We start from the raw sequence: 25650 nt of genomic DNA, 5'->3' as shown, positions 1-25650 counted from the left end.
GCCCTCCTCGGTCTGCGGGTTCGCATGCGTGCGGCGTCGCCGTCTGCGGGGGTCGAGTGCCTGCGCGGTCGACTGGCCTGGTCGAGTGCGCGGCGCCGGTCGCTCAGGCCTGGGTGAGCGGCCCGTACGCGTCGGGCCTGCGGTCGCGGTAGAACGCCCACTGCTGGCGGACCTCTTCGATCAGCCCGAGGTCCAGGTCCCGGACCAGCAGCTCCTCCTCCTTGTCGGAGGCCACCTCGCCGACGAACTGACCGCGCGGGTCCACGAAGTACGAGCTGCCGTAGAAGTCGTTGTCGCCGTACTCCTCCACGCCGACCCGGTTGATCGCCGCCACGAAGTACTCGTTGGCCACGGCCGCGGCCGGCTGTTCCAGCTGCCACAGATAGCCGGACAGGCCGCGGCTGGTCGCGGAGGGGTTGTAGACGATCTGCGCCCCGGCCAGCCCGAGCGCCCGCCAGCCCTCGGGGAAGTGCCGGTCGTAGCAGATGTAGACACCGACCTTGCCGACCGCGGTGTCGAAGACCGGCCAGCCGAGGTTGCCGGGCTTGAAGTAGTACTTCTCCCAGAAGCCCTTGACCTGCGGGATGTGGTGCTTGCGGTACTTGCCCAGGAAGGTGCCGTCGGCGTCGATCACGGCGGCGGTGTTGTAGTACACCCCGCTCTGCTCCACCTCGTAGACGGGCACGACCATGACCAGGCCCAGTTCGGCGGCCAACGCGCACATCCGGGTCACGGTGGGCCCGTCCGGGACGGGCTCGGCCCACCGGTAGTGCTCCGGCTCCTGGACCTGGCAGAAGTAGGGGGCGTTGAAGACCTCCTGGAACCCGATGATCCGCGCCCCCTGGGCGGCCGCCTCCCGGGCGTACCGCTCATGGAGATCCAGCATCGAGGACTGCTCGCCCGTCCAACGGGTCTGGACGAGGGCGGCGCGGACGATCTGGGACTGCGACATGGGAAGCGCTCCTGAATCAGTGAGAGCTGATGGGGCCTGGAGCTGTCGGGGCCGGGGCCGTCGGGACGGGTCGTTGACGTGCCAACGACCTGGACGTCCCCGCGTCACTCCGACGTTCGGGTGACAGTCGGCGATCGAGTGACCGACCGGGAACCGGGGGACGGCTGTGACGGGAGGCTGCGACGGGTGTCCTTGCAGACTCCCCAGTCGGCAGCGGACCGAACCCCGACAACCTGTCAGGTCTCCCCGCCTCTCGCTCCCACCCGGCTGACATCCCGCCAGTGGACGCGCCGGCGGGGCACCGGGTGCGAGCCGCCGGTCCCGGTCCCCGCTTCACGGGGAGGCCTTCTGCATCTCGGCGGTCCTGCTCCCACAGGCGTTCGGCAGCGAGGGATGGCGCCCGAGGACCACCACGCCTCCCAGCATCGCCAGCAGCCCGACCACCTCCCAGGCCAGCGCCCCCGGTGTGACCCGCAGCCGGTCGCCGAGGAACCCCACCGCGCAGACGATCCCGGCCAGCGGCTGCGCCGCGGTCAGCGCCGGCAGCGACATCCGCAGCGGTGCCACCTCGAAGGCGCTCTGCACCAGGAGCAGTCCGAAAGCCCCGAGGCCCACCACCGCGTACGGCTCCCAGTGGCCCAGCACCGCCGCCACCCCGCCGGCGTCGATCCGGCTGGCGGTGGCGCGGGTGAGCGCGTCCTGCAGGCCGTAGAGCAGCCCGGCCGCCAGGGCGAGGACGGTCGCCTCCTCGAAGCGCGGCAGGCGCCGCCCGAAGGAGACCAGCAGCAGGGCCAGACCCGCCACCACGCCGAAGACCAGCCAGTGCCGCAGCTCGCCCGCCTGCGGCCTGCCCTCCCGGGGATCACCGGCCAGGATGAACGCCGTCACCCCGAGGCCCAGCACCACCACCCCGCCCCAGCCCGAACGCCCCAGCCGCTGTCTGCTCAGCACGCTGGCCAGGGCCATGGCGAAGGCGAGATTGGTGGTGAGCAGCGGCTCCACCAGGGAGACCTCACCCAGGGCGAGCGCCCAGGCGCTGAGCACCAGGCCGGTCACCATGGCTGCGATGCCCGCCAGCCACTCGGGCATCTTCAGCAGGTCCAGCAGCAGCCGCCAACGCAGCAGGTCGGCGCGCGGGGCCCGCTGCGCCGCGTGCTGCTGGAGCACGAAGCCCAGGCCCAGGCAGCAGCCCGCGCCGATCGCCAACAGGAAGACCGTCACGCAGGATCACCCGGTCGTCGTGTGGTCCGAGCGCGTCGCGCCGGGACCGGCCGCAGCCGGTTCGGCACGACGCTCGATTGGCGGCCAGCCTACCGCCACCCCGATGGTGCGGCGCCGTGCGTGCGGGAGGGAGCACGCGTCGGGAGGCGGCGCCCAGTGGCCGGGCCGGGTGGGCGTCGATAATGGAGGTGGACTCTCCGTGGGTGGCCTCTGGGGCCGACGTTTCCGGGGGCTGCCGGCCTCCCGCCGGCCGGGCTGGTGGAGGAGGTAACGATGATCGTCCGGATCTGGGAGGCGCGGGTCGCGCCGAAGCTGGTGACCGAGTTCTGCGCGGTGATCCAGTCGGAGATGCTGCCGCAGTTGGCGGGACTCGACGGCTGTCTCGGCGGCGAACTGCTGTGCTCGCTCTCCGGAGGCCCGCACCGGGTGCTGGTGGTGACCAGGTGGCGGGACGAGGAGGCGCTGCGCGGCTACGCCGGTCCGGCATGGGCGAAGCGGCCGGTCTGGTCGGACGAGGAACGGACCTATCTGGAGCAGCCGCCCGAGGTGGCTCACTTCACGGTGCTCAGCAGCCCGTGACCGCGGGGCGATCGCGCCGGAGTCCCAGGGTCCGGACGCCGCCCGTGCAGCCCGAGCCATCGGCCACCAGCGCTCACCCCGTGCTCACCGGCCGGCGGACCGTAGGCTGAGCGCATGACCGCCCCTGACGCTCCTGCCGTCGCCACCCCAGTCACAGCCCCAACCCCAGCCCCTGCCGGTGTCGATGCCGCGCCCGTGCTCAGCGCGGAGTTCCTCGCCTTCTGGGCGGAGCGCCACCTCTGCACCCTGACCACGCTGCGGCCCAACGGCACCCCGCACGTTGTCCCGGTCGGCGCCACCTACGACCCGGCCACCGGCATCGCCCGGGTGATCACCAGCAGCGGCAGCCGCAAGGCGCGCAACGTCCTGGCGGCCGGGGAGGCGGGCGCGCGGGTGGCGCTCTGTCAGGTGGACGGCGCCCGGTGGGCGACCCTCGAAGGTCGGGCCGTGGTGCGCCAGGACGCCGAGTCGGTGGCCGATGCCGAGGAGCGCTACACACGGCGCTACCGCGCGCCGCGCCCCAACCCGGAGCGGGTGGTGATCGAGGTCAAGGTGACCCGGGTGCTCGGCCGCGGCACCGGCCCGGGTCCGGCGGCCTCCTGACCCGGCCGTCTCCTGCCCCGGCCGTCCTCGGCCGCCTCTTACCGATGCCCGAGCGACCGGGGCCCGGGCGATCGGACCCGACGCCTCACGGCCTCCCGGACGGGCCCTTGCCGGCCGGTCCGGCGGCGGCCTCCCGCAGGGCGCGCAGCACCGTCGCCTCGATGCCCAGCGTGCGGGCCCGGACCAGCACCGGGTGGGCCCGCACCGCTGCCCCGGCCCGCACATAGGCCTCCCAGCGGCGGTCGAACTCGGCCTGCTCGCCCGCCTCCCAGGTGCACCGCTGGACGGCCTGCCAGGTCGCGGGGAACGCCGCGCGCCGTCGGCCGCGCACGGCGAGTGCATGGTCGCCGACCGCCCGGTCGGCGCTGAGCACCTCCTGCTGAAGGGCTATCAGATCGGCTGGCAGCGAGAGGAGTTCGGTCGGCGCGGTGATCACGGCGGATACCTTAGACGCCGTCACTGACAATCAACTGACAATCGCTGGAGCCCCGCTGGAACCCGCCCCGCGGTGACGCCCTGGGCTCGATTGTCGGTGCGCTCTGGCACGATCGCGCGCATGAACGAGATCCCGCCGCAGAACCTCGCACCGAGCTGGCCCTCGAGCCTCGACACCCGCATGCCGCTGCCCCGGGTCGCCGATGAGCGCGAGATGCTGACCGCCTTCCTCGACTGGCACCGCGCCACCTTCGAACTGAAGTGTGCCGAGCTGGTGGCCGCCCAGCTGGCGGAGAAGAGCGTGGCGCCCTCCGGGCTGAGCCTGCACGGCATGGTGCGGCACCTGGCCGGCGTCGAGCGCTGGTGGTTCGGCCGCCAGTTCGCCGGCCAGGAGCTCCCGCACCTCTACTACGCGGATGACGACCCGGACCAGGACTTCGAGTTCACCGGAGCGGACGCGGCGCACGACTTCGCCGTCTGGCGGGCGGAGTGCGATCGTTCCCGCGCGATCGTGGCCACCGCGCCCTCGCTGGACGCGCTCGCCACCGCGCCGATGAGCGGCGAGCCGATCTCGCTGCGCCGCATCCTGGTGGGCATGGTCGCCGAGTACGCCCGGCACAACGGCCACGCCGACCTGCTGCGCGAGCGGTTGGACGGAGCGACCGGCTACTGACCCGCGCCGCCCGCCCCGCCCGCGCCGGTGCGCCCGGGGAACCGGCTCCCCGGGCGGTAGCCGGCGCGGATCACAGGCCGCTCGGCCAGGCGTAGCCGCTGGGCACGGAGACCTGGGCGTTCTCGGTGCTCGTGCCGTAGACGAGGGCGATCTCGTCGTGCGCGCCTAGCTTGATGGCGGCCGGATCCCCGGTCACCGGCCTGCCGTTGACGTAGGCCGTCAGCGTGTGGGCGGCATCGGTCCGGGCGCCGCCCAGATGGTCGGCGGCCAGCGACACCTGCCACTCGGTCATGAACTGGCCGAGGGTGAAGTCCGCCCGGACCGGGGACTCGATGTGGATCACCCCGCTGGTGTCGTGGGTATGCAGCGGGCTGATCCGCTGGGCGCCCTCGTCGATGCCCACCAGCGCGGGGACGGCGACCGCCCGGCCGTCCAGGTAGATGTCCAGATGGGCGTGGATGTGCTCGACGGTGCCCTCGGAGCCCAGCATCGGCAGACCCGCCGCCGTGACCGCCGCCGCCGGATCGGCGGGTGCCTCCCACGGCGGCGCGCCGGTGCGGCCCTCGGCGGTGGTACGCGGCTGGGGCGGTATCCCGGTGCCGGTGCCGGTGCCGGTGCCCGGACCCGGGTCCGTGCCCGTGGCCGTGGCGGTGCCGTTGCCGCGGTCGCTCACCACGACGGCGGCCAGGCCGCCGAGCATCGCGAGCCCGAGCACCCCGACCGCCGAGCGGAGCAGCAGCCGACGCCGCTGCTCCGCCCGCCGGGCCGCAGCCCGGGCCGTGGCAGCCCTTGTGCGACGGTCGGCGGGCTGCTGGGCGGGCCGGTCGATGGGGGAGCGGCGGGGCGGCGAGACCATGATCGGCGTCCTTTGCGTCGGCTGCTGGGAGCAGTGATTCGAATTTGAACTAAAGTCGACGGTACCTTGTGATTGAAGTGTGAACAAAAGGTGCGGGAGTGCCGTGTCCGAAATCCGCCGGTCCAGCCCGTCCGGAGGCGGCACAGTAGAGGGGTACAGCGCATCCAGCGAGAGAGGTCGGCTGCCGTGACCAGCACCGTTTACACCACCATCGAGAGCCCGCTCGGCGAGCTGCTGCTGGTCGGCGAGGAGTCCGCAACCGCGCCGGGCGGGACGGCGCTGTGCTCGCTGTCGATGACGGGGCAGCGTCGCGCGCCCACCGTCCAGCCGGACTGGCGGGCCGACCCGGCCGCTTTCGCGGAGATCACCGAGCAACTGCGCCGGTACTTCGCCGGGGACCTGAAGGACTTCGCGGTGGAGTTCCGCACCCGGGGCTCCGAGTTCCAGGAGCGGGTCTGGCAGGCGATCGACGCCATCCCCTACGGCGCCACCACCAGCTACGGCCGGCTGGCCGAGCAGCTCGGCCTGGCGCGCCCCGCGGTCCGCGCGGTCGGCACCGCGATCGGAGCCAACCCGCTGCTGATCCTGCGCCCCTGCCACCGGGTGATCGGCGCCAACGGCTCACTCACCGGGTATGCGGGCGGGCTGGAGCGCAAGGAGTACCTGCTGGCTCGCGAGGGCGCCTGGCCGACCGCGCTCGGCTGACCGGGCCCGAATCGGCCGGTTGGCGCCGATGCCTCGAACTTCCCCAGCATGTCTGCTGGTTCTCGGGTACGCAGGAGTGGGCTTTGCCAGATTCGGCTTCCCAGGGGTCGGATTCTCGGGACCGTGCGCCCCAGGACCGGACCACGCCCCCTGGGACGTCGGCACCCGCTACGCGGACACGCTCGCCGAACGGGTGCTGCTACCCCTCGGGTCGACACGGACGGGGTGCGGGCCCGACCTGGAAGCGTCGGCCGTCGGCCACTGGCACGGCCGGCTGCTGGCGCCCTGGCGGATTCCGGGGCTGCCCGGAGCGGGTGCCGTGCGCTCCACGGCCCGCGACCTGGCCCGGTGTCTGCGGGCCCACCTGGCTGCCGCCGGCGGCAGTTCGGGATGGGTGGAGCCGCAGACGCCGGGCCTCCCGCTCGCCCGGGCACTGCGGGAGGTCCAACGTCCGCGCCTGGTGCGGCCCAGGACTCCGAACCGTGACGAGCTCTGTCTGGTCTGGAACCTGCGCCGGGCCGGCGGACGCGCGTTGGTGCTCCACACCGGTGCCACCCGGGGCTTCACCGCGTTCGTCGGTTTCTGCCCGTCGACGGGAACCGGGCTCGCGGCACTGGCCAACAGCGGGCCGAGCCTGGACGGACGCTTCCTGCAGGCGGCGTACGACCAGTTGAAGGAGCTCGGAGGCGCCGGCACCTCAGCGGGGCCCGCGCCTCAGCCGGGACGGCCTAGCACCAGCCGGGACGGCCTACCACCAGTCGGTGCAGGTGATGACCTGGTCGAGGGTCAGGCCGCAGGCGCGGAAGCGGTAGTTGGGGTCGGCGCTGGTGGCCTGGGACGGGGAGGTCTTGGAGGAGTTGTCGCCGCGGTCGACGTTGAACGGGCCGCACTGCAGCCAGGTGTGCCCACCGTCGCGGGTCCAGTCCATCCAGACGCTCTCACCGGAGCGGGTCGTGCCCTCGATCTTGGCGAAACCACGACCGCCGGCGGACTGCAGGCTGATGGTGTCGCCATCGTGGGAGGCGGAGCGCTGGACGGTGCCGGTGGCGTTGTCGGAGACGTCGACGAAGCCGTTGGCCCCACCGGCGCAGTCACCGGCCGAGGCGGCGGCCGGACCGGCCGGCGCGGCGATCAGGAGGGCGGCGCCCAGGGCGATGGCGGCCCCGGCGGCGGCCGTGCGCAGCCAGGAGGTGCCGGTGGTGCTGACCGGGCAGGAGGTGTTGGTCATGGGAGTGCTCCTCAGCAGGTGGGGACGGAGTCGAGCCAGGCCGGACCCTGGAGGTAGATGTTGCTGATCCAGGCCTGGTAATCGGGGAGGAAGGACCAGGCGTCGTTGGTCAGGCCTTCGGCCGTGACGCTCTGGGCGTGCTTCTGGCAGGTGACCCGCACGGTGGTGGAGTCCGCGAAGGCGTAGACGCGCGGGCTGTCGGTGGACGCCTGGGCGTGGGTCCAGACGCCGGTGCCCCAGGTCTGGGCGGTGGGTCCGGTCACCGGGCCCGGGTCGATCCGCACGGCGCCGAAGTAGTCGCCGCCCAGCCGCACCGGGCTGACCATGATGTGCGTGCCCGACTGGCGGGCCTCGACCATCTGGCCGGCGCCGAGGTAGACGGCGACGTGGTGGAGGTTGTCGGAGCTGCCGTAGGCGAGCAGGTCGCCGGGGAGCAGCGGGGCGGTGCCCTGGTCGGCGGTGAAGCGCTGGGCCGCGTGCAGGGTGTAGAACTGCTGGCCGGCGTCGCCGTTCAGCTCGTCCTGGCCGGTGGCCTGGGCGTAGGCGTACCGGACCAGGCCGGAACAGTCGAAACCCAGGCGCTGGCCGTCGTCGTTGCTGGCCGGGTCGACCCCGTCGGGATGGCCGTAGGTCGCTCCGGGCGTGGGGCCGTGACCGCCGCCCCAGCTGTACCAGACACCGAGTTGGCTGCAGGCGGCGCGCACCGCGCTCTCGGCCGTGGCGGAGGCACCCGGGGCGAGCACCGCGCAGTCGGTGGCGGGCCCGGCTCTGTCCTGCGATGCCCGGGCCCAGGCATCGAATGCCGGACCGGTCAGCAACAGGAGGCTGGCGAGGGCGGCGGCGGAGGTGGTCTTCAGCTTGCTCGGGCGGGACATGGTGGGCTCCAGGGCAGGGGAGAGTGGCTGACCAGGCAGCAGGAGGACGGGCCGTCAGAGCGGGGCCGTCTCAGCGGGTGACCGCCGATGCATCGAGAGTGATCGCCGACGGCAGGGCGTGTCCAGACGATCGCCGTCGCCCAATCGTCAGGAAACGGGAAACACTTTGGGAAACCCCCGCTGACCTGCTGTGTCGTGGAACTCGGTGGAGGTCGGTGGAGGTCAGCAGCCGGGCTTGTACGGCTGATCGGGCAGCAGTCGGGCCCAGTGCTCGGGGCTGACGACGCCGACCACCCGACAGATCCCGGCCGTGCGGTCCTGGGTGCTGGAGTCCCACAGCCGGATCGTGCCGTCGCTGCCGCTGCTGGCCAGCGTGCGGCCGTCGGGGCTGAAGGCGACCGACCAGACGGCGTCGGTGTGTCCGGTCAGGGTGGCGGTGAGCGTGTGGTCCCGGGTGTCCCAGGTGCGGACGGTGCCGTCGTTGCCGGCGCTGGCCAGGGTGCGCCCGTCGGGGGCGAACGCGATGCCGCGCACCGAGCCGGTGTGTCCGGTCAGGGTGGCGGTGAGGCTGTGGTCCTGGCTGTCCCAGGTGCGTACGGTGCCGTCGTTGCCGGCGCTGGCCAGGGTGCGCCCGTCAGGGGCGAACGCGACCGCGCGCACCGAACCCCGGTGGCCGCTGAGCGTGGCGAGCGGTCGCCTGGTCCGGGCCTCCCAGAGCCGCACCGTCAGGTCGTCGCTGCCGGAGGCGATCAGGCGGCCGTCCGGGCTGAACGCCACCGCGTTGACGAAGTCGGTGTGCCCGCTCAGCACGCCGATCGGCTGCCGGGAGCCGACGTCCCAGAGCCGTACCGTGCGGTCCTCGCCGGCCGAGGCCAGCAGACGCCCGTCGGGGCTGAACGCCACGGCGAAGACCGATCCCTGATGACCGGTGAGCACCGCGAGCTGGGCATGGGTCGCCAGGTCCCAGAGCCGGACGGTCTGGTCGGCCCCGGCCGAGGCCAGGGTGCGCCCGTCGGGGCTGAAGGCGACGCCGAAGACGGAGCCGGTGTGCCCCGCGAGCGCCCCGGTGACGGCATGCCGGGCGACATCCCACAGCCGCACGGTGTGTGCGGCGTCCGCCGCGGCCAGGGTGCGCCCGTCGGGGCTGAACGCGCTCTGCCAGATCTCGGTGAACGGATGCACGGTCAGGGCTTCCGCGCCGACCTCCCAGAGCGCCGCGGTCTGGTCGAAGCCGGCGGTGGCGATCAGCTTGCCGTCCGCGCTGACGGCCACGCCCTGGACGTAGTCGGTGTGTCCGCAGAGCGTGGCGATGACCCGGTGGGCGGTCAGGTCCCAGAGCCGCACGGTGCCGTCGCCGCTCGCGCTCACCAGGGTCGTGCCGCCGTCGGTGAAGGCCACGCCGTTCACGTCGTCGCTGTGGCCGGTGAGGGTGGTGAGCAGGGTGTGGCTGGCAGTGTCCCAGAGCCGCACCGTGCGGTCGGCGCTGCCCGAGGCGATGGTGCGTCCGTCGGGGCTGAACGCCACACCGAGCACCTCGTCGCCGTGGCCGGTGAGGGTGCCCACCTGCGCGTGCGTGGTGGTGTCCCAGAGCCGCACCGTGCGGTCCTCGCCGGCCGAGGCCAGCAGTCGGCCGTCCGGGCTGAACGCCACGCCGACCACCTCGTCGGTGTGACCGCTCATGGCGGCGATCAGGGTGTGACTGGTGGTGTCCCACAGCCGCACCGTGCGATCGGCCCCGGCGGAGGCCAGGGTCTGCCCGTCGGGGCTGAACGCCACGGCCCGCACCGCGCCGCCGTTGCCGAAGAGCGTGACCGGGAGCCGGCGGCCCGGCATGTCCCACAGCCGCACCGTGCCGTCCGAGCTGCCGGAGGCGATGGTCTGGCCGTCCGGGGCGAAGGCGACGGCGCGCACCGGACCGCCGTGCCCGGTCAGCGTGGTGTCGAGCCGGCGGTCGGCAGCGCTCCAGATCTTCACCGTCCCGTCCGAGCTGGCCGTTGCCAGGCGGCTGGAGTCGGGGCTGAAGGCCACCGCGTTGACCGGCCCGGCATGGCCGAAGAGCCGGCCGGCGAAGGCCTGGGACTGGGTGCTCAGCAGCGCGCCACGGGCCTCGGTGGTCGGCGCGGTCCGGAACGCCTCGTCGGCCAGTAGCATCGACTCCTCGGGGCGGCCGGCCGCGAGGGCGGCCGATTCGGCGGCGAGTGCCTTGGAGAGTGCGGTCCGGCGCTCCATGAGTGCCTCGGCCCGCTGCCGGTAGGCGACGCTGCCGGCGGTGATGGCGAGCAGCAGCAGCCCCACGAGGGTGACCAGCAGTTGCCGCCGTCGGCGCAGCTGCCGCCGCTGCGTCCGTTGCCGCTCCGCCTCCTCGGCCTGGCCGGCTCGCAGGAAGGCGGCCTCGGCGGGTGTCAGCTCCGCTCGGCGCCGCGGATCGCGCAGGTGCTCGGAGGCGACCGCGAGCCGGGTGCCGCGGTAGAGCGCCGTCGGATCGCGCCCTTCGCGCTCCCAGTCGGCGGCGGCCTCGGCGAGCTGCTGGCGCACCAGCAGACCGGCCCGGTCGGCGTGGATCCACCCGCGCAGCCGCGGCCAGGCCCGGATCAGCGCCTCATGGGTGATCAGCACGGTCTGGCTGTCGACGGTGACCAGCCGGGCCTGGACGAAGGCGTCGAGCACCGCCGTGGCCCGGTGGCCGGGGCCGCCCTGCGGGGTGCGCGGCGCGGGCACGGGCGTGGCGGCGGTGCGGGGCAGCAGCCGGCGCGGCGCCCATCGGTGCAGCTGTGGGCGCGATCGTGCGAGCGGCCCGGTGGGTCGGGACCCAGGCAGGCCGGCCAGACCGAGCAGAGCAGGCAGACCAGGCAGAGCAGCCAGATCCGCCGGATCGGCGAGAGCGGCCGGATCGCCCTGCTCGACCGCCGGGTCGGGTGCGGAGAGCCAGGCCAGCAACTGCTGGTGGGCCAGCGGGTGGCGGGTCGGCTCGCTCTCCTCGCTCAGGTGGATCAGGCGGAGCAGCAGGTGCCGAGCCGTCCGCCGGCCCTCGGCGGACAGGCCGGCGAAGAGGTTCTCGGCGGTGGCCGCGATCGCACCGTGCACCCCGCCGGTGCGCAGGTAGCCCGCGACGGTCAGGGCACGCCCCTCGCGCTGTTGCCAGGTGGCGAGCAGCGCGTGCGAGAGCAGCGGGAGCACGCCCGCCGCACCCGGCTGGAGGGGGAGGACGGCGGCCTCGGCGCGCGGGTGGGGCGGGTCGGCGGGCAGCGGCAGCTCCACCGGCCCGAGGTCGCGCAGCAGGATTTCGGCCAGCCCCGGCTCCAGCAGCAGGCCGGCCTCCGTCGCCGGGCGGGTGATCGCTTCGTGGAGTTCCGCGCTGGTCATCGGACCGAGCGCGAGCAGGCCGCGGGTGAAGACGGGGACCAGCTGCGGATGGTCGAGGCAGCGTCCGCAGAAGTCGGCGCGCACGCCCAGCACGACGAGGGTGGCCTCGGCCGCCGGCCGGTCGTCCGGGACGGTGGCGAGCTCGCAGAGGGCCTGGATGAAGGCGTGCCGCTCGGCGGGATCGGGGCAGAGGGTGAAGACCTCCTCGAACTGGTCCACGATCAGGGCCGGCCCGAGGGCCGGGGCAGCCGACTGCGCCGGGCGGGGCACGCCGGAGGGCGAGGGTGAAGGTGGAGTGGAGGGTGAGAGTTCCGGCTCGGCCATTGGTGTCGGCGGGGCTTCGGCGCTGGGCGGCGGAAGCGCGACGAGCCGGGGTGCGGCCTCGGCATCGGAGACTGACAAGGTGTCAAGAAGCTGACGCAGGACGGAGAGCGGTCGCGCACCCGGCGTGCAGACCAGGACACGGCGGGCCCCCGGGTGGGCGGACGGCAGGTCGCCGCGCTGGAGGGCGGGCAGCAGGCCGGCCCGCAGCAGGGAGGACTTGCCCGCGCCCGAGGGGGCGACCAGTGCGAGCGGTCCCCGTCCCGCGCGCTCGGCCAGCCGGTCGAGCAACGCGGCGAGGGCGTGGTCGCGCCCGGCGAACCAGTGGGCGTCCTGCGGGCCGAAGGCGGCCAGCCCGGGGTAGGGGCAGGGCAGGTCGAGTGCCGGTGGCACGGCGAGCGCGTGGCCGGCAGCGGTCGGCAGGGCACTGTCGGTGGCTGGCCCGCTTGACCCGGGCCCGGCCGGGCCGGCCCCCGTCGGCCCGGGCTCGGCGGCTTCGGTCAGCCGCAGCAGCGAACCGTCGGCGCGCAGCAGCTCGTCGCAGCGGCGCGCCAGGTCATGGCCCGCCGGCTTGCTGCCGTTCTCGATCTTGCTGAGGTAGCCCTTGCTGTAGTGCAGCAGGCGGGAGAGGGCACTGAGCGACAGTCCGCGCTCGGTGCGCAGCCGGCGCAGCTCGGCACCGAAGCACTCGTCCCGGGAGCGGGCGGCAGTCGGAGGATGGGCAGTCGGCCGGCCGTGAGCGGGCGCGGCGCCGGGCGCTTGGTCGGCAGTGGCCCGGGGAGCCCCGTCCGCCGGTGGAATCAGGTCCATGCGCACCCCGCGACGCCAGCCAGGCCGCGCTTGGCGACTTCTCGGATCTGTCGTCGACAGGTTACCGGCTGTGACCAGCCCGTCTGGCATGCTGTGATCTCGATCGGCGCGGGTCCAGTGGCGGCGCCAGTGGCACATATGTTGTAATACGCAACCACCATGGGAGAGGAAGAGGTCACGCGTGTCGGGTCGAGACGAGTCGATCGAGATCATCCAGCGCGAGCTGACCGCCTTCGCCCGGCGGGCCCGGCACAAGGCCTCGCAGCTGCACCCGGGGCTCTCCCTGGTGACGTACAGCATCCTCGACCTGATGAACGAGCGCGGTGGCTGCCGGGCGGCCGACCTGGCCGCGTACTTCATGCTCGACAAGTCGACCGTGAGCCGGCAGGTCGGCGCTCTGGAGAAGCTGGGGCTGCTCAGCCGCGAGGTGGATCCGGAGGATCACCGCGGGCAGATCCTGCGCCCCAGCGAGCAGGGGATGGCGCTGCTGCGGCACGCGTACGAGATGCGCCGGGAGTCGTTCACCGAGCGGTTCACGGAGTGGACCGACGAGGACGTCGCGCGGCTGGCGGGCTATCTGGTGCGGTACGGCGCGGCGGACTGACGCCGGATCGCACGGCGGGCCGGCGCCCGGCAGCTGACGAGCGGGGCGCAGCCCGTCGCTGCGACAGCGCGCCAACAGCCCGGCACACCAACAGCCGGCACACAAAAGGCCCGGCACACCAACAGCCCGGCACACAAAAGGCCCGGCACACCAACAGCCCGGCACACAAAAGGCCCGGCACACCAACAGCCCGGCACGCCGAAGGCCCAGCGAGCCAAGAGCCAGGCGCGCCAAAGCCGTCGGCCGGCCACAGGTGGGAAACCCGTGGCCGGCCGACGGCTGCGGACGATCCGCCGAGCGCTACCGCCCGATGGGGGCGGGCCGGCGGCCGTTGATCACCGGGGTGATCAGTACGCCTGGTGGGCCTGCCAGAAGACCCAGGCCTGGTTCGGGCTGCCGTAGGTCTGGTTCATGTACTGCAGCGCCCACTTGATCTGGGTGGCGGGGTTGGTCGCCCAGTCCGAGCCGGCCGAGGCCATCTTGTTGCCGGGCAGGGCCTGCGGCAGGCCGTAGGCACCGGAGCTCGGGTTGGTGGCGGTGACGTTCCAGCCGCTCTCGTGGGTGATGATCTGGTCGAACGACGCCAGCTGGTCGGCCGGGACGATCGAGGCGGCGAGCGCCTGCAGCGAGGCGACGCTGGCGTTGGCGCTCAGCGCCGGGGTGGCCGGAGCGGCCGCGGCAGCCGGAGCGGCGGGGGCAGCCGGAGCCGGGGCGGTGGCCGGAGCCTGGGCCGGGGCGGGGGTCTGCGCCGGGGCCTGGGCCTGGGCGTCGCCGAGCGCGAGGTGCTGGCCGGGGTAGATCACGTCCGGACCGTCGGCGAGCACCGACTTGTTCAGGTCGTAGAGCTTCTGCCAGCCGCCCTGCACGTTGTGGCTGGTGGCGATCTTGGACAGCCAGTCGCCGTCCTGCACGGTGTAGCCGGCGGGAGCCTGGGCGGCCGGGGCGGCGGCCGGAGCGGCGGCGGCCGACTCGTGCTGCGCGGTGTAGCCGTGCGAACCGGAGTGGATCGGCGTGGCGCTGGCGCCACCGGCGGTGATCATGGGCAGACCGGCGCCGGCGCCGACGATGACGGCGGTGGCGATCGCGCGCTTGATGGCGGCGCGGCTGGGCAGGCTGGGGCGACCGTTGACGGACAGCATGAAAAGCGTTTCCTCTCCCACGCCTGCGAGGTGAGCTGTCGGATTCGGGCTGGAGTTGCCCGGCCGCGCAATGCGCGGCTTCACCCCAAGCCCCGCCCGGAGCCTTGCTCCAGGTGGGGCGACTTACCTTGGGTCCCCCGCCCCTGCCGTGGTGCTTCAGTGCACAGTGCCCGTTCCATCCGGCGGCAGGATTCGGCGTTCCGGGGAGCGGGGTTCGTGTGGAGACGAACGGCATGCACCGTAGACAGGTCGAAGGTCCCATCTCAAGCCAGGAGGCGCTGTCACAGGGCAATGTGAGGTGTCTCATGCCGAAGCTGGAGGGGCGATAACGATTCGCATCGTTATCGCCCCGTGATATGAATTTTCGTCAGCCCGCACCGCGTCAGTCAGTCAGTCAGCCAGCCAGTCAGCCAGCCAGCGCCGCGTCAGCCGACGCCGAGCCCGCCCGCGCCGCGTCAGCCCGCGTGCCACCCCTGCGGGTCGACGTCGCCGGGCACCACCGCGGCCGGCTGGTAGGCGCCGCGGGTCAGCACGAAGCCCGCCACGTCGAGGTGGCTGACCGAGCCGTCCTCGGCGCGCACCACGCGCAGCGGCTCGCCCGCGTAGTAGCCGTCGAGCCCGACCCAGCTGCCGTCCGGCTCGGGCAGGAAGCGGGAGGTGCGGGCGGGGCCGCTCAGCGCGGTGAGCTCCAGGGCCCGGTCCGCCCGCAGGTGCAGGGCCAGCGCGGTGGGTCCCCAGTACCAGGGGCCGGTCAGTGCGAGCAGGTCGGGATCGGCGTCGGTGAACGGGCGCCAGGCGGTGGGCAGCAGCGGTTCGCGCTCGGCGACGATCCGGATCAGGTCGGGGGCCACCGTCCCGAGCCCGGAGCCGGCGGTGACATTGGTGAGGGTGATCGCTGCCACGTCGTCCTCGGGGCTGAACCACAGGCCGGCCAGGAAGCCGGGCATCGAGCCGCCGTGGCCGACCAGCAGCCGCCCGTCCTGCCGGGACAGCTGCAGGCCCAGTCCGAAGCAGGAGGTCCAGTCGTCACGGTCCGGGCCGGCGGCGGGGCGGCGCATCTCGGCCAGCGTGGCGGGGGCCAGGACCTTCTCCGCGCCGCCCGGGAGCGTGCCGGCCAGGAAGGAGGCCCAGCGGGCGAGGTCGGCGGCGGTGGACCAGAGCTGCCCGGCCGGCGCCATCAGGCCGGTGTCGGTGAGCGGCTCGGGGAGCATCACGTCCGCCCACGGGTGCACGGCGAACCCGCCCGCGTGCGGGGCCTGCGGCAGCAGCGTGGTGCGGGTCAGGCCGAGCGGATCGAGCACCTCCTGGCGCAGCACCTCGCCCCACGGCAGCCGACGCACCTTGGCCACCAGCGCGCCGAGCAGCGCGTAGCCGGGGTTGGAGTAGTGGTGGCGCTCGCCGGCCGGGTGGCGGAACGGCTGCTCCTCCAGCAGGTTGCCCAGCTCCGGGCGGTGCGAGCCGTCGGTCCGCTCCCACCACGGGCCCGGCGTCTCGGCGGCCAGCCCGGCCGTGTGGCTGAGCAGTTCGCGGATCGTGGCCCGCCCGGCCGAGGTGCCCGGCAGGTGCTGCTCCAGCGGATCGGCCAGGTCGAGCAGGCCCTCGTCGCGCAGGCGCAGCACCAGCACCGCGGCGAAGGACTTGGTGATCGAGCCGATCCGGTACTGCGTGTTCTCGTCCGGCGCGTGGCCCTCGATCATGCTCCGGCCACCGCTCCAGACCCGGTGGCCGCCGCGCGCCACCAGGCCGACCAGCGAGGGCGTCCGGCCCTGTGCCTGTCCGACGGCGAGGCGGTGCAGCAGGGCCCGGCGCGTCTCGGGCAGCAGCTCGTCCGCGGCCACGGCAGGGATGGGCAACTCGTCGGCCCGTGCCTGGTTGATCGGCAACTCGCCCGACTGGTAGGTCATCTGATCTCACATTCGCAGCTGGGGGGCTGGAGAAGGTCGAACCGCTCGACCCTACCGGCGCCCGCCCCGCATGGCTCGGCAATAAGCGGGTCCGCCGGCGGGCGGGGCGGGCTCCCTTCGAGCGTCCCCGGCAACGACGCCCGGGAACCCCCGCCGACCAGCCCGGATTCTGCGGCCCGCTATGCTGCCCCCGGCCGCGCGACCACGGGCCGCAGGATCAGAGGGGGAGACGGTGCACCAGTCCGGACACGACAGCGACATGACGCGGCTTCAGACGGACCGCCCGCACCCCGCGCGCATCTACGACTACTGGCTCGGCGGCAAGGACAACTTCCCGCCGGACCGTCAGGCGGCCGAGCACGCGATCAGCGCCTCGGCGGACATACCCGCGGCGGCCCGCGAGAACCGGGCCTTCCTGCGGCGGGCGGTGCGGCTGGCGGCCGAGGCCGGCATCCGGCAGTTCATCGACATCGGCGCCGGCCTGCCCTCGCCCGGCAACGTGCACGAGGTGGTGCAGACCGTCGCCCCCGACGCCCGGGTGGTGTACGTCGACAACGACCCGATCGTGCTCACCCACGGGCGCGCGCTGCTGGCCGACAACCGCAGCACCACGGTGCTGACCGGGGACGTCCGGGAGCTGGACGAGCTCTTCGAACGCCCGGAGCTGCGCACCCTGGTGGACTTCTCGCAGCCGGTGGCCGTGCTGCTGCTGGCGCTGCTGCACTTCGTCAGCGACGAGCAGGCGCGGCACGCGGTGGACCAGGTGCGCGAGCGGGTGGCGCCGGGCAGCTACCTGCTGCTCTCGCACAGCACCCACGAGGGCAATCCCGAGCGCGCCGCCGAGGTGGCCAAGACCTGGGACAAGACCGCCTCGGGCATTCGGCTGCGCGGTCGCGAGGAGGTGACCGGGCTCTTCGACGGCTGGGAGCTGCTGGAGCCCGGTGTCGAATTCGTGCCGCTCTGGCGCCCGGACGCCGCCACCGAGGCCACCACCCGCTGGATGTACGCGGGGGTCGGCCGCAAGGCCTGACCGGTGCTCAGGACAGTGCCGCGGCCAGCTCGCGGTGGTCGGGCGGATTGGCCCCGGCGCGGGAGACCGTGACGGCCGCCGCCGCACCGGCGTGCCGCAGCACGGCGGCCAGCGTCGCCCCGGTGAGGCTGCGCAGCGAAGCGCGGGCGGCGGCGCCGAGCAGGGCGCGGGCGGCGAGCGCGTCCAGCGTCGCGGACATGAAGGAGTCGCCGGCACCGACCGTGTCCACCACCTCGGCCGCCGTGGCCGGACCCTCGGCCCGCGCGTCGCGGGTGACGGCGAGGGCGCCCGCGCCGCCCCTGGTCACCAGCACCAGGGCCGGGCCGAGGGTGAGCCAGTGCGCGGCGGCCTGCTCGGGGGAGCGGCCCGGGTAGAGCCACTGGAGGTCCTCGTCGCTGGCCTTGACCAGGTCGCTGAGCGCCACGCAGCGCTCCACCCGGGCGCGCACCTCGGTGGGCGAGGAGAGCAGGGCCGGGCGGATGTTGGGGTCGTAGCTGACCGTCGCGCCCGCGCGCAGCCCGGCGACCAGGGCGGCGGTGGCCTCGGCGCCGGGTGCGAGCAGCGCGGCGAGCGAGCCGAAGTGCACATGCGGGGCCGTGACGGCCAGGGCCGTGGGGGCGAGCGACCAGTGGATGTCGAAGGTGTAGTCGGCCCGCCCCCGGTCGTCCAGCGTGACGATCGCGCTCGGGGTGGCGGCCGGCGGCCGTCCGTCGGTGAGCAGCTCGACGCCGGCCGAGCGCAGGTGGGCGGTGATCAGCTCGCCGAGCCGGTCGGTGCCCAGCTGGGTGAGCAGCGCGGTAGGGTGCCCGAGCCGGCCCAGGCCGTAGGCGACGTTGGCCGGGCTGCCGCCGGGGTGTGTGACATCGGGCCGGCCGGGGGTGCGGACGATGTCCGCGACGCACTCACCGATGACGAGGAAGTCGGTCATCCTGCTCAGGCTCCCGGGCTGGTCGTGACGGGGGTACCCATCTTCGCGGGCCGGCGGGCGGCGCGGAACACCCGGGGGTCGCGGCGGGCCGTAGGCTTGCCGGAATGAGACGCAGGACGAAGCCGGTGCCCGCCCCCCTGCCGCAGCGGAACGGCGTGGACCCGGTCCGGGTGCGGCTGCCGGCCGAGGGCCGCTGGGCGACGGTGGCCGAGTACCTGGCGCACCGGTTGCCGGACGAGGTGGCGGACCGGCTGGCGCAGATGCTGCGGGCCGGTGAGATCGTCGGGGCGGACGGACCGGTCGGCCCCGACAGCCGCTACCTCCCCGGCACCAGCGTCTGGTTCCACCGCGACCTGCCGCCCGAGGTGCCGGTGCCCTTCGAGCTGGAGGTGATCCATCGCGACGAGCACCTGGTGGTGGTCGACAAGCCGCACTTCCTGGCCACCACGCCGCGCGGCAGCCACGTGGTGCAGACGGCGCTCTCCCGGCTGCGCCACGAGCTCGACCTGCCCGAGCTCAGCCCCGCGCACCGGCTGGACCGGCTGACGGCCGGCCTCGTCATGTTCGTCGCCGATCCGCGGGCCCGCGGCGCCTACCAGACGCTCTTCCGGGACCGCCTGGTGACCAAGGAGTACGAGGCCGTCGCCCGCCACGACCCGCGGGTGGCGCTGCCCCGCACGGTGCGCAGCCGGATCGTCAAGGAGCGCGGGGTGATCGCGGCCCGCGAGGAGGACGGACCGGTGAACGCCGAGAGCCGGATCGAGCTGATCGAGCACCGCGGCGGCCTGGCCCGCTACCGGCTGACCCCGCTGACCGGCCGGACCCACCAGCTGCGGCTGCACATGAGCGGGCTCGGCCTGCCGATCCTCGGCGATCCGGTCTACCCCGAGGTGCTGCCCGAGGCGGCGCCGGACGACTTTCGCAGGCCGCTGCAACTGCTCGCGGCCACGCTGGCGTTCACCGATCCGCTGACCGGACGGCCGGTGCTGCTCCGCTCGCGCCGGAGGCTGGCGGCCTGGGCGGAGCAGGGCACGGGCGAGGGCCTGGCAGAGGTGGCGGCATGACCACGGAAGAGCACGCACAGACACCCGGACAGCGCCTGACGGCCCTGCGCGAGCTGCTGATCCACCGGCCGCCGATGGCGCGCGAGCTGCCGGGCTTCGAGCCGACGCAGGCGCCGGCGGAGCCGGTGGAGCTGTTCGTCCGCTGGCTGCTGGCGGCGATGCGCGACGGCGTCCCGGACGCGCAGGTGCTCACGCTCGGCACGACCGGGCTCGACGGCACCCCGGACGCGCGGATCGTGACCCTGCGCGACGTGGACCCGGCGGCGGGCGAGTGGTGGTTCTGGGGCGAGACCGACAGCCCCAAGGGCCGCCAGCTGGCCGCCGACCCGCGGGCGGCGCTGACCTGGTACTGGCCGGCCTTCGGGCGCCAGGTCCGGGTGCGCGGCGCGGTGCGGACCGGGGACGCGGGGGCGGCGGCGGGGACGTTCCAGCTGCTGAGCCCCAAGTCGCGGGCGGCCTCGCTGGTGGGGCGCCAGAGCGAACCGCTGGCGGAGGTGGCGCAGTTCCGGTCGGCCTGGGCGGCGGCGGAGCACGAGCTGGCGGCGGATCAGGGGATCGTCGCGGCGGGCTACACGCAGTACGCGGTGCGGGCCGAGGAGGTCGAGTTCTGGCAGGGCGCGGGCGACCGGCGCCATGTGCGGCTGGCGTACCGCAGGCCGGCCGGCGCGGGGGAGTGGACCCGGGGGATGCTCTGGCCGTGAGTCCCTGTCCGATGATCCGACAAGATCCGCCGGACAGGCCCCAGTTGGCTGGCTAGGCTGAGGCCGCACCCGCCTACCGAGGAGTCATCGTGGTCCATGCGGTCAAGCACAGCCAGGTCGAGGTCAACGGCATCCGCCTGCACGTCGCCGAGCAGGGCGAGGGACCGCTGGTCCTGCTGCTGCACGGCTTCCCGGAGAGCTGGTACTCCTGGCGCCACCAGTTCGCGCCGCTGGCCGCGGCGGGCTACCGGGTGGTGGCGCCCGACCAGCGCGGCTACGCCCGCAGTGACCGGCCGCTGGACGTGGACTCCTACACCCTGCCGCACCTGGTCGGTGACGTGGTCGGGCTGATCGAGGCGCTCGGGGCCGAGCAGGCCGTGGTGGTCGGCCACGACTGGGGCGCGCCGGTGGCCTGGGCCAGCGCGATGCTGCGGCCCGATCTGGTGCGCGCGGTCGCCGGCCTGAGCGTGCCGCCGCGGCTGCCGGCCGGGATCGGCTCGCTGGCCGCTGCCCGGCACGTCTACGGCGACGGCTTCTACCAGAACTACTTCCAGCAGCCGGGTGTCGCCGATGCCGAGTTGGCGCGGGACCTGCGGGCCACCTTCCGCGCCACGCTGTTCGGCGTCTCGGGCGACAACCCCGCGCAGCCCAGCCCGTGGATCATCCCCGAGGGCAGCACCCTGCTCGACACCCTGCCCGAGCCGAAGGAGCTGCCCGGCTGGCTCACCGAGGAGGACGTCGAGGCCTTCGCCGCCGACTACGCCGGGCACGGCGAGCACGCCTTCACCGGGCCGCTGAACTGGTACCGCAACATCGACCGCAACCAGGAGCTGATGGCGGCCTTCCGGGGCCTGGGCATCACCGTCCCCGCGCTCTACGTCATCGGCGACCGCGACATGGTCGGCGTGCTGCGCGGGGTGGACAAGCTGATCGGGTCGCTGCCGAGCATCCTGCCCCGGCTGTTCCGCAGCGTCACGCTCCCGGGCTGCGGCCACTGGACCCAGCAGGAGCGGCCCGCCGAGGTGAACCGCGAGCTGCTGGACTTCCTCGCCCACCTCGACGCTTAGGGCCGGCTCCGGGCCCCCTGGAGACCGGCCGTGCGCTCGCGCGGCAGGCGGGCGTGGCCGGTGCCAAGGGGTGGGAATACAGTCGGGTGCGTCAGCATCTTGTCCGACCATGCCGGAAGAGGATCATGAGCACCACGCATTACGACGTCGTCGTCCTGGGAGCGGGCCCGGGCGGGTACACCGCTGCCGTCCGTTCCGCCCAGCTCGGCCTGAAGGCGGCCGTGATCGAGGAGAAGTACTGGGGCGGGGTCTGCCTCAACGTCGGCTGCATCCCCTCCAAGGCACTGCTGCGCAACGCCGAGCTGGCCACCCTCTTCACCCGCGAGGCGAAGACCTACGGCATCAAGGTCGAGGGCCAGGTCACCTTCGACTACCGCGAGGCCTACCTGCGCAGCCGCAAGGTGGCCGACGGCCGGGTGGCCGGCATCCACTACCTGATGAAGAAGAACGCGATCGACGAGTACGACGGTCGCGGCACCTTCATCGACGACCACACCCTGCAGGTGGCCCTGAGCGCGGGCGGCTTCGCCACCGTCACCTTCGACCACGTGATCATCGCCACCGGTGCGACCACCCGCCTGCTGCCGGGCACCTCGCTCAGCGACCGGGTGGTGACCTACGAGGAGCAGATCCTCACCGACACGCTGCCCGAGAGCATCATCATCGCCGGCGCCGGCGCGATCGGCGTCGAGTTCGCCTACGTGCTGAACAGCTACGGCGTGCAGGTCACGATCGTGGAGTTCCTGGACCGGATGGTCCCGCTGGAGGACGCGGACGTCTCCGCCGAGCTGGCCAAGCAGTACAAGAAGCTCGGCATCCAGGTCCTCACCTCGACCCGGGTGGACTCGATCGACGACAGCGACCCGAACGCCAAGGTCAGGGTGACCGTCACCCGCAACGGGCAGCAGGAGGTGCTGGAGGCCGACAAGGTGCTCCAGGCGATCGGCTTCGCGCCCCGGGTCCAGGGCTACGGCCTGGAGGCCACCGGCGTGGCGCTGACCGAGCGCGGCGCGATCGCGGTGGACGGGCGCGGCCGCACCAACGTGCCGCACGTCTTCGCCATCGGCGACGTGACGGCCAAGCTGATGCTGGCGCACGCGGCCGAGGCGATGGCCGTCATCGCGGCCGAGACGATCGGCGGCGCGGAGACCATGGAGGTGGACTTCGCGATGATCCCGCGCGCCACCTACTGCCAGCCGCAGGTGGCCAGCTTCGGCTACACCGAGGCGCAGGCCCGTGACCTGGGCCACGACGTCAAGGTCGCCAAGTTCCCGTTCACCGCGAACGGCAAGGCGCACGGCCTGGGCCACCCGATCGGCTTCGTCAAGGTGATCAGCGACGCCAAGTACGGCGAGCTGCTGGGCGCCCACCTGATCGGCCCCGAGGTCACCGAGCTGCTGCCCGAGCTGACGCTGGCGCAGCAGTGGGACCTGACGGTGCACGAGGTGGCCCGCAACGTGCACGCCCACCCGACGCTGGGCGAGGCGGTCAAGGAGGCCATCCACGGCCTGTCCGGGCACATGATCAACTTCTGATGCCGAAGCCGGCCCGGCCCGCTGACCAGGTGTCAGCGGGCCGGGCCGTGCCGTGCCGTCCGGCGCACCGTCAGGGCCGGGTGGCAACCGAGACGTACTTCACCCGCATCGGGTGCCCCGGCTCGGTGGCCGGTGACACCGAGCCGCCGAACGCGGCGGGCAGGCCGCCGCCGACCGCGACGTCCAGGATCAGGAACAGCCCGTGGTGCACGGCCTTGTCCCAGGTCGCCGGGTCCATCTGGGCCGCCGTGACCCGGTGGTACTCCTTGCCGTCCAGGTACCAGCGCACCTGCTCGGGGCTGGTGGAGAAGTCCACCTCGACCGCGTAGGTGTGGAAGCCGCCCTGGCAGGCGGGGCAGGGCTGTTCACCCGAGCCCAGGCCCTGCGGCTCCTGGCAGGGCCCGCCCTGGGCGGTGCCGCAGTGCATGGTGCCGAAGACCGAGCCGGCGCCGTTGACCGACTCCATCACGTCCAGCTCGCCGATTCCGGGCCAGCCGGTGAAGCCGTCGCGCAGGCCCGCGCCCAGGGTCCAGAAGGCGGGCCAGTAGCCGGCCGCGGCCGGGCCGCTGACCTGGGGCAGCTGGATCGAGGCCTCGATCCGCAGCACCCCGCCGGGCGGCGGCGTGAAGTCGGCGCGCTTGGAGGTCAGGCGTCCCGAACTCCACTGCCCGTTCTGCCGGGTGGGGGTGATCTCCAGGACGCCTTGGCCGTCGAGGCGGACGTTGGCGGTGGAGTCGGTCATCGTCTCCTGTTCGCCGGTGCCCCACTGGGCGGCCGGGCAGCCCGGGTAGCAGGTCCCGGTGTCGTACTGCCAGAGCTGGTCCGAGGGCCTGGCACCGGCCGGCCCCTGGAAGTCGTCGCGCAGCAGCTGGGTCCAGCCGGCCTGCGGGGCCGGCCCGGTGGACCCGGTGGACGGCGCGCCCTGGGCCGGCACCAGGCCGGCGTCCACCAGCAGCCGCTCCAGGCGCGGGGTGAGCACCACCGCCGCGACGTTGGTCAGGTGCGCGTCGTCGCGGTAGAGCAGGATCCGCTGCAGCACCGCTGGGCAACTGGGCCCCGAGCCCGGGCAGAGCACCTGGTTGACCGAGACCGCCTGGATCCCGGGCTCGTGTCCGGCGGCGATCGCGTCGGCCAGCGGGTCCGGCCAGGTGGCCTTGGACCGGGGGAAGTCGCAGGCGCCGGGATCGGCGGTGTGGCCCGAGACGCAGGCCGGGATGTCCTGGCCGGGGATCGGGGTGTCCGTCAGGTAGACGATCGGCACGCCCAGCGCGCGCAGCGGGGTGAGGGTCTGTTCCCAGGCCTGGGCGAGCAGCCGACCGTCCTCGGTGTAGCGGTTGAGCGAGCCGACCACGATCAGCTTCGGCCTGGGCTCGCGCTGCAGCCGCGCCAGGCTGTCCGCCCGCCAGCTGTCGCACTCCCGGTAGGTGCGCCCCAACTGCGGGTTGGTCACCGTGAGTTGCGGAAGCGGGCAGCCCTGCTTGACCAACTCCTCCAGCGCCCAGTGCCGTTCGGCCGCGATCGCGAGCACGGAGGAGAACCACTGGCCCGCGTGCGAGTCGCCGAGCAGCACGATCCGGTCGCTGCTCGCGGTGTCGCCGAACAGGCAGGGCGGGCTGCTGGTGGCCGCCGGGGCGACCTCGCAGGCGCCGTCCGGCGGGAAGTCCTTGCGGGCCTGGGCGGCGCTCGGCACGATGGTCGTCGCGGCGTGCGCATCGGCCGGCAGCAGCAGCGAACTCCCGGTGGCCGCGCCCGGAGGCAGGCCCGCCAGGTCCACCGGGGTGCCCGGACCGAGCACCCGCAGCGTGCCGGTGCCCACCACCAGCGCGAGCAGCACCGGGATGATGATCGCGCTCAGGCCCAACGAGAGCCCTCGGCGCGGGAGTTCGTTGACCACCGGATTGCGGCGCAGTGGCCGCTCGACCCAGCGCATGGCGGCCAGCGCGGGCAGCGCGGCCCCCGCCGTGAGGGCCACCTTGACCGGCCAGCCCAGGGTGCCGAACCTGGCCTCCGCCAGCACCAGCACCGGCCAGTGCCACAGGTAGAGGTTGTAGGACAGGCGCCCGACGGCGCGCGGGCCAGCCGTCGCCAGCAGTCGGCCGGGCCCGATGGGCCGGGTGTGCGGGGCCTCGCCGCGGCCCGGTATGCCGGCCAGGATCACTGCCGCGGTGCCGAGGGTGGGCGCCAGCGCGGCCCAGCCGGGATAGGGCGTGGCGGCCGTGTACGTAACCGCCGACCAGGCGATCAGCGCCGCGCCGGCCCAGCCCACCAGGGCGCGCAGCGGGCGCGGTCCGGGCAGCCGGTGCCAGGGCAGCAGCGCGAGCAGCGCGCCGATGCCGAACTGCCAGACCCGGGAGGGCGTGCCGAGATAGGCCAGCGACACCTCGCGGTGCGTCCAGCCCAGCGCCAGCACGAACGAGACGGCGGTGGCCAGCGCGGTGGCGGTGACCACGGTGCTCCGGATCGCCAGTCCGCGGCGCAGCTGACGGTGCGTCAGAAGCACGAGCAGGGCCAGCAGTGGCGCCCAGAGCAGGTAGAACTGCTCCTCCACCGCGAGCGACCAGAAGTGCAGCAGCGGGCTGGGATCGCGGCCGGCGGCCAGGTAGTCGGTCTGCTGGGCGACGAAGCGCCAGTTGGCCACCGAGAGCGCCGAGGCCAGCACGTCGTACTCCAGGTCGGTGCGACGCAGCGGCGCGGTGAGCCAGACACCCGCCAGCGCCACCACCGTCAGCACCAGGGCCGCCGAGGGCAGCAGCCGCCGGGCCCGGCGGGAGAAGAACTCGGCCAGCCGGATCCGCCCGGTGGCCACCGCCTCGCGCAGCAGCAGGCCGGTGATCAGATAGCCGGAGATCACGAAGAAGACGTCCACGCCGACGAAGCCGCCGGCCAGGTGCGGCACACCTGCGTGGAAGGCGAGGACGGCCAGCAGCGCCACGGCGCGCAGCCCCTCGATATCGGGTCGGAAGCCCGGGGTCCCGGTCCGGACGGCCCCGCTCGTCCCCGGTCCGGAGCGCGGTTCGCGGGTGGAGAGAATACTCGCAGTCACAGTGGCACGTTCCT

At 73.7% G+C, this 25650-nt stretch carries 21 protein-coding genes, 1 pseudogene and 1 riboswitch; of the genes and pseudogenes, 11 read left to right on the top strand and 11 right to left on the bottom strand.

Translation table 11 applies throughout. The features are described from left to right. Nucleotides 1–103: 103 nt before the first annotated feature. Together OG500_RS06305 and OG500_RS06300 are read right to left on the bottom strand one after the other, a co-directional pair. A complete protein-coding gene (locus OG500_RS06305) occupies nucleotides 104–952 on the bottom strand; it encodes a nitrilase-related carbon-nitrogen hydrolase (protein WP_327065394.1) in 849 nt (282 codons plus the stop codon). Between the two features lie 333 nt (nucleotides 953–1285). Then, the gene (locus OG500_RS06300) at nucleotides 1286–2173 is read right to left on the bottom strand and encodes a DMT family transporter (RefSeq protein ID WP_327065393.1); all 888 of its coding nucleotides are present in this window, start codon (nucleotides 2171–2173) and stop codon (nucleotides 1286–1288) included. 273 nt (nucleotides 2174–2446) lie between these two features. Here OG500_RS06300 and OG500_RS06295 point away from each other — a divergent pair, with 273 nt between their 5' ends. Together OG500_RS06295 and OG500_RS06290 are read left to right on the top strand one after the other, a co-directional pair. Next, the gene (locus OG500_RS06295) at nucleotides 2447–2752 is read left to right on the top strand and encodes an antibiotic biosynthesis monooxygenase family protein (protein WP_327065392.1); all 306 of its coding nucleotides are present in this window, start codon (nucleotides 2447–2449) and stop codon (nucleotides 2750–2752) included. Nucleotides 2753–2947: 195 nt separating this feature from the next. Beyond that, complete coding sequence (locus tag OG500_RS06290) at nucleotides 2948–3355, top strand: pyridoxamine 5'-phosphate oxidase family protein (RefSeq protein ID WP_329577508.1); 408 nt, start codon at nucleotides 2948–2950, stop codon at nucleotides 3353–3355. Between the two features lie 85 nt (nucleotides 3356–3440). Here OG500_RS06290 and OG500_RS06285 read toward each other — a convergent pair whose 3' ends face one another. Continuing rightward, nucleotides 3441–3791 carry a hypothetical protein gene (locus OG500_RS06285; RefSeq protein ID WP_329577505.1) on the bottom strand — a complete coding sequence of 117 codons (351 nt, stop codon included), beginning with the start codon at nucleotides 3789–3791 and terminating at the stop codon, nucleotides 3441–3443. A gap of 120 nt (nucleotides 3792–3911) precedes the next feature. On the opposite strand from OG500_RS06285, the gene OG500_RS06280 reads away from it, so the two are divergent. Further along, nucleotides 3912–4463 (top strand): DinB family protein, encoded by a 552-nt coding sequence (locus tag OG500_RS06280; RefSeq protein ID WP_329577502.1) that lies wholly within the window; start codon nucleotides 3912–3914, stop codon nucleotides 4461–4463. Nucleotides 4464–4533: 70 nt separating this feature from the next. On the opposite strand, the gene OG500_RS06275 is transcribed toward OG500_RS06280, so the two are convergent. Further along, on the bottom strand, nucleotides 4534–5319 hold the full coding sequence (locus OG500_RS06275) for a hypothetical protein (RefSeq protein ID WP_329577499.1): 786 nt from the start codon (nucleotides 5317–5319) through the stop codon (nucleotides 4534–4536). Between the two features lie 186 nt (nucleotides 5320–5505). On the opposite strand from OG500_RS06275, the gene OG500_RS06270 reads away from it, so the two are divergent. Both OG500_RS06270 and OG500_RS06265 read left to right on the top strand, forming a co-directional pair. Continuing rightward, nucleotides 5506–6024: a methylated-DNA--[protein]-cysteine S-methyltransferase gene (locus OG500_RS06270; RefSeq protein ID WP_327065387.1), complete on the top strand. Its 519-nt coding sequence runs from the start codon at nucleotides 5506–5508 to the stop codon at nucleotides 6022–6024. Continuing rightward, nucleotides 5954–6676 (top strand): annotated as a pseudogene (locus tag OG500_RS06265) (serine hydrolase); the annotation flags it as partial. The gene OG500_RS06270 and the pseudogene OG500_RS06265, both read left to right, overlap by 71 nt. Before the next feature lie 96 nt (nucleotides 6677–6772). Here the strand turns inward: OG500_RS06265 and OG500_RS06260 are convergent. The 3 genes from OG500_RS06260 to OG500_RS06250 all read right to left on the bottom strand — a co-directional run bounded on the left by OG500_RS06260 (nucleotide 6773) and on the right by OG500_RS06250 (nucleotide 12621). After that, entirely contained in the window at nucleotides 6773–7252 is a 480-nt protein-coding gene (locus tag OG500_RS06260) for a hypothetical protein (RefSeq protein ID WP_327065384.1), read from the bottom strand. A gap of 11 nt (nucleotides 7253–7263) precedes the next feature. Beyond that, nucleotides 7264–8127 carry a C40 family peptidase gene (locus tag OG500_RS06255; protein WP_327065383.1) on the bottom strand — a complete coding sequence of 288 codons (864 nt, stop codon included), beginning with the start codon at nucleotides 8125–8127 and terminating at the stop codon, nucleotides 7264–7266. A gap of 222 nt (nucleotides 8128–8349) precedes the next feature. After that, on the bottom strand, nucleotides 8350–12621 hold the full coding sequence (locus tag OG500_RS06250) for an nSTAND1 domain-containing NTPase (RefSeq protein ID WP_327065382.1): 4272 nt from the start codon (nucleotides 12619–12621) through the stop codon (nucleotides 8350–8352). Nucleotides 12622–12802: 181 nt separating this feature from the next. On the opposite strand from OG500_RS06250, the gene OG500_RS06245 reads away from it, so the two are divergent. Continuing rightward, the gene (locus OG500_RS06245; protein WP_327065381.1) at nucleotides 12803–13225 is read left to right on the top strand and encodes a MarR family winged helix-turn-helix transcriptional regulator; all 423 of its coding nucleotides are present in this window, start codon (nucleotides 12803–12805) and stop codon (nucleotides 13223–13225) included. Between the two features lie 347 nt (nucleotides 13226–13572). Here the strand turns inward: OG500_RS06245 and OG500_RS06240 are convergent, their stop codons facing one another. Beyond that, on the bottom strand, nucleotides 13573–14364 hold the full coding sequence (locus OG500_RS06240; RefSeq protein ID WP_329577490.1) for a LysM peptidoglycan-binding domain-containing protein: 792 nt from the start codon (nucleotides 14362–14364) through the stop codon (nucleotides 13573–13575). Between the two features lie 5 nt (nucleotides 14365–14369). Next, a riboswitch (cyclic di-AMP (ydaO/yuaA leader) is annotated at nucleotides 14370–14495 on the bottom strand. Between the two features lie 324 nt (nucleotides 14496–14819). Then, nucleotides 14820–16268 (bottom strand): serine hydrolase domain-containing protein, encoded by a 1449-nt coding sequence (locus tag OG500_RS06235; protein WP_327065379.1) that lies wholly within the window; start codon nucleotides 16266–16268, stop codon nucleotides 14820–14822. A gap of 259 nt (nucleotides 16269–16527) precedes the next feature. On the opposite strand from OG500_RS06235, the gene OG500_RS06230 reads away from it, so the two are divergent. After that, complete coding sequence (locus OG500_RS06230; RefSeq protein ID WP_327065378.1) at nucleotides 16528–17298, top strand: SAM-dependent methyltransferase; 771 nt, start codon at nucleotides 16528–16530, stop codon at nucleotides 17296–17298. Between the two features lie 7 nt (nucleotides 17299–17305). Here the strand turns inward: OG500_RS06230 and OG500_RS06225 are convergent, their stop codons facing one another. After that, on the bottom strand, nucleotides 17306–18226 hold the full coding sequence (locus tag OG500_RS06225; protein WP_329577487.1) for a carbohydrate kinase family protein: 921 nt from the start codon (nucleotides 18224–18226) through the stop codon (nucleotides 17306–17308). A gap of 104 nt (nucleotides 18227–18330) precedes the next feature. Here OG500_RS06225 and OG500_RS06220 point away from each other — a divergent pair, with 104 nt between their 5' ends. The 4 genes from OG500_RS06220 (at nucleotide 18331) to lpdA (ending at nucleotide 22593) form a co-directional block, all read left to right on the top strand. Continuing rightward, nucleotides 18331–19290, top strand: coding sequence for a pseudouridine synthase (locus OG500_RS06220; protein ID WP_327065376.1), 960 nt, complete (start codon nucleotides 18331–18333; stop codon nucleotides 19288–19290). Continuing rightward, nucleotides 19287–19991 carry a pyridoxine/pyridoxamine 5'-phosphate oxidase gene (locus OG500_RS06215; RefSeq protein ID WP_329577483.1) on the top strand — a complete coding sequence of 235 codons (705 nt, stop codon included), beginning with the start codon at nucleotides 19287–19289 and terminating at the stop codon, nucleotides 19989–19991. Before OG500_RS06220 ends, OG500_RS06215 begins: the two co-directional genes overlap by 4 nt. Before the next feature lie 89 nt (nucleotides 19992–20080). Further along, on the top strand, nucleotides 20081–21058 hold the full coding sequence (locus OG500_RS06210; RefSeq protein ID WP_329577480.1) for an alpha/beta fold hydrolase: 978 nt from the start codon (nucleotides 20081–20083) through the stop codon (nucleotides 21056–21058). A 125-nt stretch (nucleotides 21059–21183) separates the two neighbouring features. Next, nucleotides 21184–22593 carry a dihydrolipoyl dehydrogenase gene (lpdA, locus tag OG500_RS06205; protein ID WP_329577477.1) on the top strand — a complete coding sequence of 470 codons (1410 nt, stop codon included), beginning with the start codon at nucleotides 21184–21186 and terminating at the stop codon, nucleotides 22591–22593. Between the two features lie 70 nt (nucleotides 22594–22663). On the opposite strand, the gene OG500_RS06200 is transcribed toward lpdA, so the two are convergent. Then, nucleotides 22664–25636, bottom strand: a complete 2973-nt coding sequence (locus OG500_RS06200; RefSeq protein ID WP_329577474.1) for an SGNH hydrolase domain-containing protein — start codon at nucleotides 25634–25636, stop codon at nucleotides 22664–22666. Nucleotides 25637–25650: the final 14 nt, after the last annotated feature.

It is taken from the genome of Kitasatospora sp. NBC_01250 (genome assembly GCF_036226465.1).
Lineage (GTDB): Bacteria > Actinomycetota > Actinomycetes > Streptomycetales > Streptomycetaceae > Kitasatospora.
This window is presented reverse-complemented; position numbering and strand designations above follow the sequence as displayed.